17 protein-coding genes are annotated in these 13,476 nt (G+C 65.2%); 11 read left to right on the top strand and 6 right to left on the bottom strand.

Annotation, left to right across the window (positions count from 1 at the left end; translation table 11 throughout):
• Positions 1-99: 99 nt before the first annotated feature.
• Positions 100-2,418, top strand: a complete 2,319-nt coding sequence (locus tag HAH_RS03570; RefSeq protein WP_014039680.1) for a DUF2298 domain-containing protein — start codon at positions 100-102, stop codon at positions 2,416-2,418.
• Between the two features lie 60 nt (positions 2,419-2,478).
• On the opposite strand, the gene HAH_RS03565 is transcribed toward HAH_RS03570, so the two are convergent.
• A complete protein-coding gene (locus HAH_RS03565) occupies positions 2,479-2,751 on the bottom strand; it encodes an HAH_0734 family protein (protein ID WP_004593652.1) in 273 nt (90 codons plus the stop codon).
• 186 nt (positions 2,752-2,937) lie between these two features.
• On the opposite strand from HAH_RS03565, the gene HAH_RS03560 reads away from it, so the two are divergent.
• From HAH_RS03560 to HAH_RS03530, 7 genes are all read left to right on the top strand, one after another.
• The gene (locus tag HAH_RS03560) at positions 2,938-3,204 is read left to right on the top strand and encodes a hypothetical protein (protein WP_008310538.1); all 267 of its coding nucleotides are present in this window, start codon (positions 2,938-2,940) and stop codon (positions 3,202-3,204) included.
• A 128-nt stretch (positions 3,205-3,332) separates the two neighbouring features.
• The gene (locus HAH_RS03555; protein WP_004593654.1) at positions 3,333-3,611 is read left to right on the top strand and encodes a 50S ribosomal protein L44e; all 279 of its coding nucleotides are present in this window, start codon (positions 3,333-3,335) and stop codon (positions 3,609-3,611) included.
• Between the two features lie 2 nt (positions 3,612-3,613).
• Complete coding sequence (locus HAH_RS03550; protein WP_004518703.1) at positions 3,614-3,787, top strand: 30S ribosomal protein S27e; 174 nt, start codon at positions 3,614-3,616, stop codon at positions 3,785-3,787.
• 1 nt (position 3,788) lies between these two features.
• Complete coding sequence (locus HAH_RS03545; protein ID WP_014039678.1) at positions 3,789-4,589, top strand: translation initiation factor IF-2 subunit alpha; 801 nt, start codon at positions 3,789-3,791, stop codon at positions 4,587-4,589.
• A 30-nt stretch (positions 4,590-4,619) separates the two neighbouring features.
• Complete coding sequence (locus HAH_RS03540; RefSeq protein WP_014039677.1) at positions 4,620-4,802, top strand: RNA-protein complex protein Nop10; 183 nt, start codon at positions 4,620-4,622, stop codon at positions 4,800-4,802.
• A gap of 5 nt (positions 4,803-4,807) precedes the next feature.
• Positions 4,808-5,566: a proteasome assembly chaperone family protein gene (locus tag HAH_RS03535; RefSeq protein ID WP_014039676.1), complete on the top strand. Its 759-nt coding sequence runs from the start codon at positions 4,808-4,810 to the stop codon at positions 5,564-5,566.
• A 97-nt stretch (positions 5,567-5,663) separates the two neighbouring features.
• Positions 5,664-6,287 (top strand): J domain-containing protein, encoded by a 624-nt coding sequence (locus HAH_RS03530; RefSeq protein ID WP_014039675.1) that lies wholly within the window; start codon positions 5,664-5,666, stop codon positions 6,285-6,287.
• A gap of 18 nt (positions 6,288-6,305) precedes the next feature.
• On the opposite strand, the gene HAH_RS03525 is transcribed toward HAH_RS03530, so the two are convergent.
• Positions 6,306-7,196 carry a universal stress protein gene (locus HAH_RS03525; RefSeq protein ID WP_014039674.1) on the bottom strand — a complete coding sequence of 297 codons (891 nt, stop codon included), beginning with the start codon at positions 7,194-7,196 and terminating at the stop codon, positions 6,306-6,308.
• A 321-nt stretch (positions 7,197-7,517) separates the two neighbouring features.
• On the opposite strand from HAH_RS03525, the gene HAH_RS03520 reads away from it, so the two are divergent.
• Entirely contained in the window at positions 7,518-7,937 is a 420-nt protein-coding gene (locus HAH_RS03520; RefSeq protein ID WP_014039673.1) for a universal stress protein, read from the top strand.
• A gap of 95 nt (positions 7,938-8,032) precedes the next feature.
• Here the strand turns inward: HAH_RS03520 and HAH_RS03515 are convergent, their stop codons facing one another.
• Positions 8,033-9,046, bottom strand: a complete 1,014-nt coding sequence (locus HAH_RS03515; protein WP_014039672.1) for an alcohol dehydrogenase catalytic domain-containing protein — start codon at positions 9,044-9,046, stop codon at positions 8,033-8,035.
• A gap of 88 nt (positions 9,047-9,134) precedes the next feature.
• Entirely contained in the window at positions 9,135-10,307 is a 1,173-nt protein-coding gene (locus tag HAH_RS03510) for a threonine synthase (protein ID WP_014039671.1), read from the bottom strand.
• Positions 10,308-10,390: 83 nt separating this feature from the next.
• On the opposite strand from HAH_RS03510, the gene HAH_RS03505 reads away from it, so the two are divergent.
• Complete coding sequence (locus HAH_RS03505; protein WP_044952161.1) at positions 10,391-11,644, top strand: NAD(P)/FAD-dependent oxidoreductase; 1,254 nt, start codon at positions 10,391-10,393, stop codon at positions 11,642-11,644.
• A gap of 38 nt (positions 11,645-11,682) precedes the next feature.
• Here HAH_RS03505 and HAH_RS19855 read toward each other — a convergent pair whose 3' ends face one another.
• A complete protein-coding gene (locus HAH_RS19855; RefSeq protein WP_008310556.1) occupies positions 11,683-11,838 on the bottom strand; it encodes a hypothetical protein in 156 nt (51 codons plus the stop codon).
• Between the two features lie 37 nt (positions 11,839-11,875).
• Positions 11,876-12,556 (bottom strand): metallophosphoesterase, encoded by a 681-nt coding sequence (locus tag HAH_RS03500; protein WP_044952159.1) that lies wholly within the window; start codon positions 12,554-12,556, stop codon positions 11,876-11,878.
• 138 nt (positions 12,557-12,694) lie between these two features.
• On the opposite strand from HAH_RS03500, the gene HAH_RS03495 reads away from it, so the two are divergent.
• Positions 12,695-13,462, top strand: a complete 768-nt coding sequence (locus HAH_RS03495) for a DUF7839 domain-containing protein (RefSeq protein ID WP_014039668.1) — start codon at positions 12,695-12,697, stop codon at positions 13,460-13,462.
• Positions 13,463-13,476: the final 14 nt, after the last annotated feature.

Genomic DNA, 13,476 nt, shown 5'->3' with positions numbered 1-13,476 from the left:
GCGGAAGTAAAAACAGTTCGAAGCTACCGGTCCCTAATCAGGTCATAAGTCCGGGAGCAACGAAAAAGCGTATAGGCCAGCGAACCGGTCCCTTCACTGATGGAATACGGGCTCCTCGCCACCTGGCTCGCCCTCTACCTCCTGTTACTGTACGCTGGCGGGACCGTCGCTGGACTGCTGTTCCCTCGCTTCGCCGACCGCGGACTCACATTCGGCGTCCCGGTCGCCGTCTCGATACTATGGATAATCACCTATTTTGTCGGTCGCCTCTCGTTGACGCTGGGCGTCTGGCTCGGCATCACCGTTCTCGCCGTGAGTACGCTGGCTGTCTGGCGGGCCGACGGCGGACCGAGCGCCCGTTCGTACGCCGAGACGGCCGGCGTGTTCACAGTCGCGTTCCTGTTTCTCGTCGGCATCCGGGCGCTCGACCCGGCAATCGTCCCCATCGGCGGCGAGAAGTTCCTCGATTTCGGCCTGTTGCAGTCGCTCGTGCGGGCCGACAGCCTCCCGCTAGAGGACATGTGGTTCGCCGGCGAACCGGTCGCGTACTACTACGGCGGCCACCTCGTCGCGGCGATTCTCACCAGAATAACGGGAACCGCGGGACAGTTCGCGTACAATCTCGCCCTGGCTGGCTTTTACGCCACGCTGGTCACGGTAGCGTACGGACTGGCTGGCGCTGTCGCGAGCGAACGTGGCCTCCCGCGACGACTGGCCGCCGGCCTCACAGCGTTCTGTGTCGGCATCGCAAGCAATCTGTCGACACCCGCCAAGTTCGTCATCTGGCTTCTGCCCGGTGAGCTGAGTCAGACCGTCGCCGAGCGGGCCGGCTACGAACTGGAGGGGCTCGCGGCGGGGCCGGACTCGTTCAGCTACTGGGATGCGAGCCGCGTCATCGAGGACAGCGCGGCCGATTTCGGAACGTACGAGCCCGGCGCTGCGCTGGTCATCGACGAGTTCCCGCTGTTCGCCTGGCTCAACGGCGACATGCACGCCCACATGATGAGCACGGGCTTCCTGTTGCTAGCCGCCGCGCTCTGTTTCAGCTACTACCAGACGCCGGCCGCGGAACGCCGACGCCGGCTCGCGTTGCTTTTCGGCGCGCTCCCGGCCGTCGCCGGCATCATGGCCGTGACGAACACCTGGTCGTTCCCGTCGATGGGCGGGCTGGCCCTGCTGACGGTCACCGTCGCACCGGCCGACCCAACGACGCTCCTCCCGAAGCACGTCGGACAGCGGCTCCGGCTGAACGGAGCGAGCCAGGAAGGCGTCCGAATCGGACTGGGGTTGGCCGTCGCTGCTGTCGTGATCGCGTTGGGACTGCTCTGGTCGCTCCCGTTCTGGCTCGGCCCGGCGAGCGGACGCGAGATTGCCGTCCTGCCCGACCGAACCTCACTGCTGGAGCTCCTAGCCGTCCACGGCCTGTTCGTCGCCCCGTTCTGGCTGTACCTGTACGCCCAGACCGGCCGTGCCGTTGGCCGGAGCACGGCCCGTATCGTCGGTCTCGTCACCGTCGGAACGGCGGCGCTTGCGGCCACACTTGACATCGCAGCGGTCGGGCTGCTCGTCCCGCTGCTGCTCGGCGCGTGGCTGTTCGCCCGCTCACCGACGCTGGACCGAACCGTCGATGCGGTTCCGGCGCTCGCTGACGGCGGCGACCGGCCCGTTGGCTTCGAAGCCGTGCTGATTCTCGCCGGTGCGGGCCTCGTTCTCCTCGTCGAGTTCGTCTTCGTCAGGGAGAACATCGGCCGGATGAACACCGTCTTCAAGACGTACATGCAGGTGTGGGTGCTCTGGGGGGTCGCCGCCGGCCCCGTGCTAGCGTGGCTGCTCACCCGCTGGCGGCCGACCGACGACCGCGCGCGAGCATGGACCAGCATCGGCGTCCGTACGTTCGTCGCCCTGCTGGTCTGTTCGGCGTCGCTGTACGGCATGTTCGCCCTCTCGAACCACGTCGAGGCCGCGGGCGACCCCACGCTGGACGGGCTGGCCTATCTCGACGACGACCATCCCGAGGAAGCCGAGGCGATTCGGTGGCTTGACGACAACACTCAGGGCCGGCCAACCATCGTCACGGCCGCACCGGCGAGCTACCAGTGGGATGCTGACGACGGTGAGGGCGCAAGCGCACCGTCGAGCCTGACCGGCCTGCCGACCGTCGCCGGCTGGACTCACGAGGCCCAGTACCGCAACGACACGGTGTATGACCGCCGCGTCGACGACGTGGCGACGATTTACACGGGCGAGCCGGCCGAGCAGCGTCGCCTCCTCGAAGCCTACGACGTGCGCTACGTCTACGTCGGCCCCGCAGAGCGGGCCCGCTACGACGACGTGACTGTCGACCAGCTACAGGGCGTGACCGTGGCGAAACAGGCCGACGGCGTCACTATCTATCAGGTGCGACCGGAGTACTTCTGAAAACGGAGAGCGGATTGCTGCGGGCGAACGGCAGTTACTCAGCGCGCAGTGTCGGGCCGGTCAGGACTCGGCGTTCGGCGGCGCGCGCTCGCGGAGGACGGTAACGGCTTCGGCCTCAATGTCGTCCGTATCCAGATGCATCGGGATGTACTCCTGGCGTTTGAACGTCTCTTCCTCGTCCTCCGAGCCGATGGTACACCAGAGCTGTGGTCGGTCCGGGCCATGCCAGTCGCCCTGCCGCGAAACTGAGAACACCTCGTACTCCTCGTCCTCGTACTCGATGCGGCCGCCCTTTCGCAGCCCCGGGTCGCCGTGGATAATGAGCTTCTTCATGCCCGTTCCTTTGCCAACAGCGTACTTAGTGACTTCGAAGCCGATTGCGACACAGCGCACTAGCCGACAGCGGGCGACAGGTGAACTACCTGTGACTAGAATGACCTTATACTCTTGCCGATAGTGTTTAGATGGTAAACATCCTGATAGCGGATATTTATATATCCGGAATAGCGACAGTCGTGTATGTTGAAACAACAGCAGCGGTCGTGCGAGCGGGCCTCAGTCGTCGTCAGCCCGATGGACGACGACGGACGGATGGAACTCCGGGACGTCGAAGCCGACGAAGTCTACGAGGTCGTGGACTACATCGACGAGGAACTGGCGATGAAGCTGGGGTCGCTCTCTGCTGGCGAAGCGGTGAATCTCGAACTGGTGGCCGGGGCAGACACGTCAGACGTGTTCGGCGCGGTCCGAATCGAGTCGACCGGTCCCTCCGCGCGGTTCCGGTAACGGTGTGGGATAGCTGTCGTAGCGCCGGTCACTCAGTCACAGCAGCGGGGAATCGAGCGCCGCACAACAGGTGCGAACCAAACGGGTTTTAAGCGGCCACGTCAAATCGCTCGGTAAGGCCGATATCTATGCAGATGCCACGACGATTCAATACGTACTGTCCGCACTGTAACGAGCACCAGGAACACGAGGTCGAGAAAGTCCGTAGCGGCCGTCAGACCGGCATGAAGTGGATCGACCGCCAGCGCGAGCGTAACTCCGGTATCGGGAACGACGGCAAGTTCTCGAAGGTCCCGGGTGGCGACAAGCCCACCAAGAAGACGGACCTCAAGTACCGCTGTGGCGAGTGTGGGAAGGCCCACCTCCGCGAGGGATGGCGCGCTGGCCGACTGGAGTTCCAGGAGTAACGATGGCAGGAAGCTTCATCACCGTCGAATGCCCCGACTGCGAGAACGAACAGACCCTCTTCGAGAAGGCCGCGAGCGAAGTTTCGTGCGCCGTCTGTGGCCACACTATCGCCCGCCCGACGGGCGGCAAGGCCGACATCGAAGGCGAAGTGACCGCCGTTGTCGAGGCCCGATAGGATGAAATACAGCGGCTGGCCCGAACCGGGCGAACTCGTCGTCGGCAAGATCGACGAGATCGAGGACTTCGGCGTGTTCGTCGACCTCGACGAGTACGAGGGCAAGCGCGGCCTCTGTCACATCTCCGAGGTCGCCAGCGGATGGATCAAGAACGTCCGCGACCACGTCAACGAAGGGCAGACAGTCGTTGCCAAGGTGCTTGACGTCGACGAGAGCGCCCAGCAGATCGACCTCTCGATCAAGGACGTCAACGACCACCAGCGAAAAGAGAAGATTCAGGAGTGGAAAAACGAGCAGAAGGCCGACAACTGGATGGAACTGGCCTTCGGCGAGGACCTGGACGACGAGACCTACGCCGCTATCGCCAACGAGCTGCTGGCGGAGTTCGGCTCGATGTACGACGGGTTCGAGTCGGCGGCGATCCACGGCAACGACGCCCTCGAAGACGTCGACCTCTCCGAGGAGGAGATCGACGCTATCGTCCAGACGGCCCGGAACAACGTCTCCGTGCCGTACGTGCAGGTCACCGGCTACGTCGACCTGTCCTGTCCCGAAAGCGACGGCGTCGACGTCATCAAGGAAGCGCTCCAGGCTGCGGAGGGCAACGGTGAGGTCCCCAACGAGATCGAACTCGAAGTGACCTACGTCGGCTCACCCGAGTACCGCATTCAGGTACAAGCGCCCGACTACAAGACCGCCGAGGACGCGCTCGAAGAGAGTGCGGACCGCGCCGCGAAGGTCGTCGAGCAACACGGTGGTTCGGGGCAGTTCCACCGCGAGCGCAGCGAAGACGACGAGTAAGTCGATCGTCGCTCCAGTGATTCACCACCGATGAAATCGGACATCCGCGTCTGTGCCGCCTGGGAATCCGAACACGACCGGCCGGTGTACACGCTGGACGACACCTGTCCGGAGTGCGGGCTCGAGGCGGTCAACAGTGCACCCGCGCCGTTCTCGCCCGAAGACAGCTACGGCGAGTATCGACGTTCTCTTAAGCGCCGCAGCCGCGAATAAGCCGTATGGACGAATTCGACATCGAGCGCGTAGCGGACCCCGACCTCGACGAGCCGGTACTGGTCGAGGGGTTGCCCGGCGTCGGCCACGTCGGCAAACTCGCCGCAGAACACCTGCTGGAGGAGCTCGAAAGCGAGCTCGTCCGCCGCGTCTACTCGACGCATTTCCCACCGCAGGTCAGCATCGATGACGGCCAGGCACAACTCGCCTGCGCCGAGTTCCACGCTGTCACGCCAGAGGAGGGCCAGGACCTGCTCGTGCTCTCCGGGGACCACCAGGCGCAGGACAACCAGGGCCACTACGGCCTGACCGACACGTTCCTCGACATCGCCGACGAGTTCGGCGTCCAGCGGGTGTTCGCCCTCGGCGGCGTCCCGACCGGTGAACTCATCGAGGAGTACGACGTACTCGGCGCGACGACGACCGAAGACTTCAAGGAAACGCTGGAGGACGCTGGCGTGGCCTTCCGCGAGGACGAACCAGCGGGCGGTATCGTCGGCGTCTCCGGCCTGCTGCTGGGCCTGAGCAAGCGCCGCGACGTGCCGGCCAGTTGTCTCATGGGCGAAACGTCGGGCTACCTGGTCGATCCCAAGAGCGCGCAGGCCGTCCTCGAAATCCTTCAGGACGTCATCGGGTTCGAGGTCGACTACAGTTCGCTTGAGGACCGCGCCGACGAGATGGAGGAGGTCGTCCGGAAAATTCAGGAGATGGAACAGCAGAACTCCCCGTCGCCCGCCGACGAGGACCTCAGGTATATCGGCTGAGCCGGATTGCCGTTCCCGTGGCTCGGTATTGGTGACCTCGGAGTCGTTGCTACCGGAGAGCGGGAATTTCTTTACCACTGGAGCCTAACGGAGGGGCGTGCAGACAGAACCGGGCGTCCTACCGGAGTGGCTGCTCCTCGGGCTCGTCCTCGGTGTCGCCGGAACCCTCGTCGTCGCCGGGCTGTTCGTCCTCGCCAACCGCGTGTTTCCGGCCGAGCGGCCGAACCGGCAGGCGACCGACGGCGGAGAGATGCGACGCCGGGCGGAGCTGCGGGAGTACCTCACCGCCATCGACGAGCAGTTCGCCGAGAACCACTTCGTCGAGGGGCAACACGTCGCCTTCTACCTGCCGAAACGGGACGTGGCGATCACGTTCGACGCCCGGGCGTACTACCGCATCGAACGGTCGCCGACTGTTCCCGTACTGGTCGAACACGAGATGCCCGGCGTCTACCTCGGCGCGCGCCTGCCCTTCGAGACGCCCGAAGTCAACCTCGGTCCGGACCCTGAGGAGGAACCACACCCGACAGTGCAGGCGTTCAGCGAACTGGGCCTGACCCAGAGCGCGTCGCTGGACGACGTGAAATCGGCCTACCGCGAGCGCGTCAAGGAGGTCCACCCGGACCACGGTGGCAACGAGGACGAGTTCAAGCGTGTCCGGGAAGCGTACACCACTGCAAAACAGCACGCGTCTGGTGCGTCGAGACAGCGCGCATCGTAGGGAGAGACTGAACACCTGTCACTGCATCGGGACACAACAGACCGGTACAGCCGCATTACGGACAACCGTCTCAGTGACGCTTCCGGTCAGATATCGCGTGAGGCCGGATCGACCGTGTGTTCCCATCGCGATGAGGTCGATATCGTGTTCCTCGCTGTAGGAGAGGATAGCGCGTGCAGCCGGGCCGCTTGCGATATTACCCGCGACACTGACGCCTGCATCTCTGGCACGCTCATGGACCGTCTCGAGTGCCTCCTGGCCGGTCTGCTCAAGCGCGTCGTGAATCTCGGCTGCCCCCTCAACGCCGCCGAAGCGACTCGTATCGACGGAATACATCGTGTGTATCGTTGCGTCAAACACCTCAGCTAGCGTGATTCCCCACTCGATCGCGAGTTCTGCGCCCTCGCTGCCGTCAGTCGGGAGCAGAACGTTGTCGTACCGCTGGTCGCCGATTTCGACGATGTCCCCGTCCGGCGTTACCGTGACAATCGGGACATCTGCGGTCCGGAGCGTCTTTTCTGCGACACTCCCGAGGACAACCCGTTCGAACCCTGTCCGTCCCTGTGTCCCCATAACGATGAGATCAATATCGTGGGTATCGACGTAGTCGTTGATCACTTGAAACGGGATGCCCGACTCGACAGCGGTCGTGATGTGCCCAGAGAGATGTGCCCGGGCGAGTCTGGCGATGGAATCCACCGCTCGTTCTGCCTCCGCTTCGAGGAGACGCTCCCGGTCAGTCTGCCCGTCAGAATTCAGATCCGGTTCGATGTCACGGGAGTCAACCGCTGACAGTACGTGGAGGTCGGCACCGATTGTGGCAGCGAGATCGATACCTCGCCGGGCACCGATCCGTGCGCCGTCACTGCCGTCGGTCGGCACGAGAATCGAGTCGATCGTTCGGCTCATGGACACAGTTTGACAGGCTATTGATTTAACACTACGTTCGATTCTCACCACGAAGTAGCGTCGTCCATTCGAGAATCATCTTATGCCGCGTACGCGTGCTGCATCTCGCACGCCTCGTTCAACCGACACAGTACCCGACAAAAGCCGTAGCGAGATAGAAGATCACCACAGTAGTAATACGTCGCTTATCCTGATACTGTCGGCTGTACATCTGTGAAGAATTTCGCCACCTCAGGGTGGCGAATATCTTGAAATAGTTACAGCCAACAGTATGAGACAAGCGCACCACCGTTTTATCAGCCACCTGATCGTAGTCGGGATATGATCTCACAGATTCTCGTTCCGATGGACGACTCGGAGATGGCCCAGCGGGCGCTCGAGTACGCCCTTGAGAACCACCCTGGGGCGGAGATTACTGTCTTACACGTCGTGGGCGGACCGTCACCGTTGGGGGGAGCGGCCACGGCACTGGCTCTTTCGGACGACATCGAAGCGGCCGCGGAGGAGCGTTCGGAGGCGGTATTCGACGACGCTCGGGAGATCGCTGCCGAGTACGATGTCGAAATCACCACCGAGGTACAACTGGGACATCCGGCTCGGGCGATTCTGAATAGAGCCGACGATTTCGATGCGGTCGTACTCGGAAGTCACGGCGGCGCGTTGGCCGATCGACTGGTCGTCGGGAACGTCGCCCAGAAAGTGTTCCGTAACTCACCCGTTCCAGTCATCGTCGCTCGGTGATCGGCGGAGACTGAGAGATGAACTGACGGCCACACATTTGCCCCGTTTCCACCGGAATCGGTCCGGAGAAACACCGTCCCGGGTCGCTGGGGTGACTACGGCGTCACGACGAGCTTCCCGACGCCATCGCGGTCCTGCATCGCCGCAAACGCCGCACCGGTCTCTTCGAGCGGGTACGTTGCATCAATTTCCGGGGTGAGCTCGCCGTCGGCGACGAGGCCGACGAGTCGCTCCAGGTCGCCCTGGGTCCCCATCGTACTCCCGATGATACGTTTGTGGCCGAGGAACAGGTCGGGAATATCGATCTCGGATGTGCCACCGGCCGTCCGTCCACACACGGCCATGCTGCCGCCACGTTGGAGAACGTCAAGACCGAGCTGCGTGTACTCGCCACCGAGGTGATTGAGCACGCCGTCGACGGTTCCGATGTCGGTGACCGCCGCTCGAATCTCGTCCGGGTCGGTGCTCTCGATGGCGTAGTCCAGGCCGAGCGATTCGACCCGGTTCAGTTTCGCCTGTGAGGACGAGGTCCCGACGCTGTGAGCACCGAGGACGGACGCGAGTTGCACGCCTGCGACGCCGACACCGCCGGTCACGCCCGGGATGAACACCAGATCCTCCGGTCCGGCCTCAATCCGGCGGAGCATATGGAAGGCAGTCATATAGGCCGTCGGAAGCGCGGCCGCGTCGACCGTTCCCACGCCGTCGGGGAGCCTGACGAGGCGGTCGGCCTGGACGCGGGCCGCCTCGGCGAGGCCACCGTGGTACAGCGAGAAGTTCTCACAGAGGTTCTCCGGCCCCTCGCGGCAGTAGCGACACGTCCCGCAGGTCTCGTTCGGACAGAGTACCACTCGGTCACCGGGTTCGAGAGCGGTAACGCCCTCGCCCACGGCGTCGACGGTTCCGGCAACGTCGAGTCCGCTGACGAACGGCAAGTCGTCGGTGTCGACCATCGCAGAATCCCCTTCCAGAACCCAGAGGTCGTGGCGGTTGATGGCACACGCTTCGACGGAGACCACCGCCTCGCCACGGTCGGGTTCGGGAGTCGGTTGGTTCACAATCGAGACGCCGTCCGGGCCAGTGAGTTCGCTGAACGCTGCGACGCGCATCGGGTCTGGGTAGTGCCACGACGGGCTAAACAACACCGAAGTATGCGGTGGTGTGCCACGACGGCCAGCGTTCCGGCCGACCGCGCCCTCAGATACCCTGGCTCATGAGGTGACTGCGCAGCAGGTCTGCCTCCTTGCTTCCGGCGACGGGGTTCACGAGGACGACGACGTCGTCATCGTCGAAAGCTCCCTCGTCAGCCAACGCTCTCGCGCCGGCGATTGCCGTCCCCCCGGTCGCGCCGGTCTCCGGTCCCATCTCGCAGCCATCGACGGCACCGGCCAGGATGTCCTTGTCCGAGACGGCGACGCCGTCGCCGCCCGAGCGGTCGAGCGAGTCCAGCGCCGCTGCGCCGGCGGCGGGGTCGGGCACCTCCAGCGGGCCGACGATAGTGTCGGGGTGCTCGATGGTGGCCGGTTCGCTCGCCCCCTCGCGTGCGGCGTCGGCGATGGCGGCCGTCGAGTCCGGCTGTGCGGCGTAGGTTCGTGGCACTGAGTCCGTGAGCCCGCTGTCGGTCGCTGCCCGGAAGCCGCGTTCGAGACCGACGAGGGTCTCACCGTGGCCGGTGGGGTGGACAACCGCGTCTGGGGCCGTCCATTCGAGGTCGTCGATCACCTCGAACGCGACGGATTTGGCTCCCTCGATTCGGAAGGGGTGGCCGGGCGCGACCGTAACCCAGCCGTCAGACGCCTCGGCCAGTTCCTCGTCGAAAGCCGAGACGGCGTCGTCGTACCGGCCCTCGACGACGCGCATGTCGCCGCCGTGGACGTTCACCATCGCCTTGTTGAGGAACGGACACCGCGAGGGGACAAACCCCTTCGATTCGATTCCCGCGCGGGCCGCGTAGGCGGCGTTGGCCTGCGCGCCGTTGCCGGTCGACGGCGTCACGACGCGCTCGGCCCCGCGCTGCGCTGCGGCAGTGACTGAGAGCGAGAGCTTGCGGTCGCCCAATGAGGCCGTCGGATTGCGCCCCTCGTCTTTGACGTACACCGAGTCGACGCCGAGTTCCTCTGCCAGATCCGGAACCGGGACCAGCGGCGTCGCCCCCTCGCCGAGCATCACGGTCGCGTCTTGCGGGAACGGCCGCAGCGGATCGTAGCGGCCGGGTCCGGTCGTGTCTGGCAGGTCCGCAGGCGTCAGGTCCGGAACGCCGTAGTCGCCGACGAGAACGCCGCCGCAGTCGGGACAGCGGTCGCTCGTGCTGTCGGTTTCCTCGCCACACGCCGTGCAGATAAGGCCGCGAAACGCCGCAGTCGTCTCCATGGTTCTCTCTGTGGACGGGACAACCAAGTGTGGTCCGGTCCCGCTTCAGCACGCTCTTGTCCCGGGCGGCCGAACTGGGAGGTATGACAGATGTCGTCGTCGCTGGGGGCGGGCTCGCCGGACTGGTCGCCGCCCGGCACCTGGCCGAGTCGGGCCGAGACGTGACAGTCTTCGAGCAGCGCTCGGACGTGGGCGGTCGCGTCCGGACGGCCCACGAAGACGGCTACACGTTCGACCGCGGGTTTCAGGTCATGTTCACCGCCTACCCCGCGGCGAAGCGCGAACTCGACATCGAGGCGCTGTCGCCGCGGACGTTCACGCCGGGGGCGACAATCGCCAGCCCGAACCACCGTTCGGTGCTGTCGGACCCCCTGCGGAACCCCTCGGCTGCGCCACAGACGCTACTCAACACCGACGTTCGCACGGCCGACAAGCTCCGGCTGTTCCGGCTCCAGCGCGAGCTGGCCAACGTCGAGCCCGTCGAACTGCTCTCCCGTGACGGGCGGACCATCCGGGAGTACCTCGCCGACTACGGCTTCTCACAGCGGTTCGTCGAGCGGTTCGCCGCGCCGTTCTACGGTGGCATCACGCTCGACCGCTCGCTCGGAACCGACAGCAGCATCTTCGAGTACACCTACAAGATGCTGAGCGAGGGCGAGATATTCGTCCCCGCCGACGGGATGCAGGCGATGCCGCGACAGCTCGCCGACCGCGCTCGCTCGGCGGGCGCGACCATCGAAACCGACGCGGCCGTGACGGACCTGGAAACCCACGAAGGCGAGGTCACTGCCGAAGTGGGCAACGAGACGGTGTCAGCCGAGAGCGCCGTCGTCGCGACGGACCCGCAGACCGCGGCGGAGTTGACGGACATCGACGCCATCCCGACCGAGCCCGTCGGCTGTGTCACCCAGTACTTCGCGCTCCCGACAAACCGCGCGCCGACGACCGGACAGCGCATCATCCTCAACGCGGCGGACGACCGACCGAACACCGTCGCGCCGCTGTCGGCCGTCGCCAGCGAGTACGCGCCCGCTGGGATGGAGTTGTACAGCGCCACGTTCCTCGGGACGCCCGAAGCGGGCGACGAGCAGCTGGCCGCCGAGGTCCGTGACGCGCTTCAGTCGTGGTACCCGAACGCGACCTTCGAGGCGCTGGAACTGCTCCGGACCGACCGCGTCCCGTTCGCACAGTTCGCCCAGCCGCCGGGGTACCGGGAGTCGCTCCCGGACCCGACAGCGCCGGACGGAAACGCGGTGCTGGCCGGCGACTACACCCGCTGGTCGTCGATACAGGGCGCGCTGGAAAGCGGCAAGGTCGCCGCTGATCTGCTTCGATAAGGAAAACGCCGATACGACTTCAGGAAGGAAACGGCGGCCTATGCGGCCGGACCGCCGCTATTCGTGTTTCCCTCGTGGTCGTGTCCCTCCCCTTCGAGGACTTCCGAGACGTACTTTATCGTCGCGAAGTACAGCAGCAGTAGCGAAAGCAGCGTAATCGCGATGAGACCCAGCGCGATTTCTGTCTGAACCATGTTCCAGCGTCCACCGTCGTAGCTCAAATATTTACCGTTATAACATTCGACGGAACTCACCCAGCGGCGGGAACGACAGGGTCTCCCGCCCGCTCTCGTCCCAGACTACCGGCTCTAATCGGTCGGCATCAGTAACGAGCGGGGACTGAAAGTCGCTGGCCCGCATCTCGTTGACCTCCACGCCGGCGTTCAGCCTGTTGAACGACGGGAGCATCACCACGTCGCTGCCGCGGTACTGGCCGCTCCCGACGAGATAGCAGGGTTGGCGCTGACCCTCGATGCTGATCGTCGGATGGTCGTGTCCAACGACGTAGCGCTCGGCATCAACGTCGGGTGCCTCGTGGCCGTGACAGACGACGGTTTCGCCGACGCGATACGTCGTTTCGGTCGGGCCGTCCCACACGCTGTCGAGCATCGTGTCGTGGTTACCCGGCGTCACAAGCAGGCGAGCCCCGGCCGCCTGACAGGCGCTTTTGAGCCCTGCCACGGTACTTTCGACCGACCGGGGAACCGTCTGGAACGAGTGGAGGAGGTCGCCGGCGATAATGACCTCCGCTGGGTCATGGCGCTCGACGAGCGACTGGAACCGCTGGACCATGTCCGAACCGGACCCGACCGGGAGTTCGAGGTTCCCGCCGGTGCCCCGGCCGACGTGGAGGTCCGCGACGACGAGCGTCTCCCAGAGCAGGAGCGCCCGGTCGTCGTAGCTGGCTGTCATCGCCGTCCAGTCGGCCCTGGTGACGGTTATATTGTCGGTCACGGCGACGGGCCCCATCGCAGGCGGCCAGACCGTGGCCGAATGTCTCGGCCTGACAGTGTCGGTGGTATTTTTACCTGCGACTCCCGTGACTCCTGTATGGTCGACGTCCTGGAGAACAAGCGGGCCGCGACGCGGTTTCGGGTCCTCGTGGAGATCGCCGAGCGCCAGCCCGCAGTGAGTCAGGGCGAAATCGCCGACGCTGTCGGTGTGACGAGCCAGGCCGTCAGCGAGTACATCCGTGAACTCGTCGACGACGGCCTCGTCGAGAAGGAAGGGCGGTCGCGCTACCGCGTCACGAAGGAGGGCGTCGACTGGGTGTTCCAGTCCGCGACCGACGTGCGCCGGTTCGCCGACCACGTCACCGACGACGTGCTCGGTAGCGTACAGGAGGACGCCGCCATCGCCACGGCGGACCTGGCGGAAGGCGAGACGGTGACGCTCTCGCTGTCGGACGGCCTGTTACACGCCGATCCCGGCGGCGGCGACGCGACGGGCGTGACCACGACCAGCGCCGCGGAAGGCGAGGTCGTCGGCGTCACGGGCTTCGAGGGCGTCATCGACCTCAACCCCGGCCACGTCAGCGTGATACAGGTCCCGCCGGTCCGGTCGGGGCCGGTCGAGAACGTCGACGACATCGCCGCGGCCTGTGCGGACGCCCCCATCGTCACCGCCGCGGGTGTCGAGGCCGTCGTCGCGCTCCGCGATGCCGACATCGAACCGACGACGCACTTCGCGGCGGGCGAGGTGGCCGCCGACGCCGCATCTCGGGGACTCGATGCCGTCGTCGTCGCGACACAGGACACCGTCGGTCGTGTGACCGACGCCCTCCGCGACGCGAGCGTCGACTACGATGTGACGCAGTAACCAGCAAGTAGCGG

It is taken from the genome of Haloarcula hispanica ATCC 33960, assembly GCF_000223905.1.
GTDB classification, from domain to species: Archaea; Halobacteriota; Halobacteria; order Halobacteriales; family Haloarculaceae; genus Haloarcula; species Haloarcula hispanica.
The sequence above is the reverse complement of the archived record's forward strand: the minus strand, read 5'-3'. Positions and strand labels throughout refer to the sequence as shown.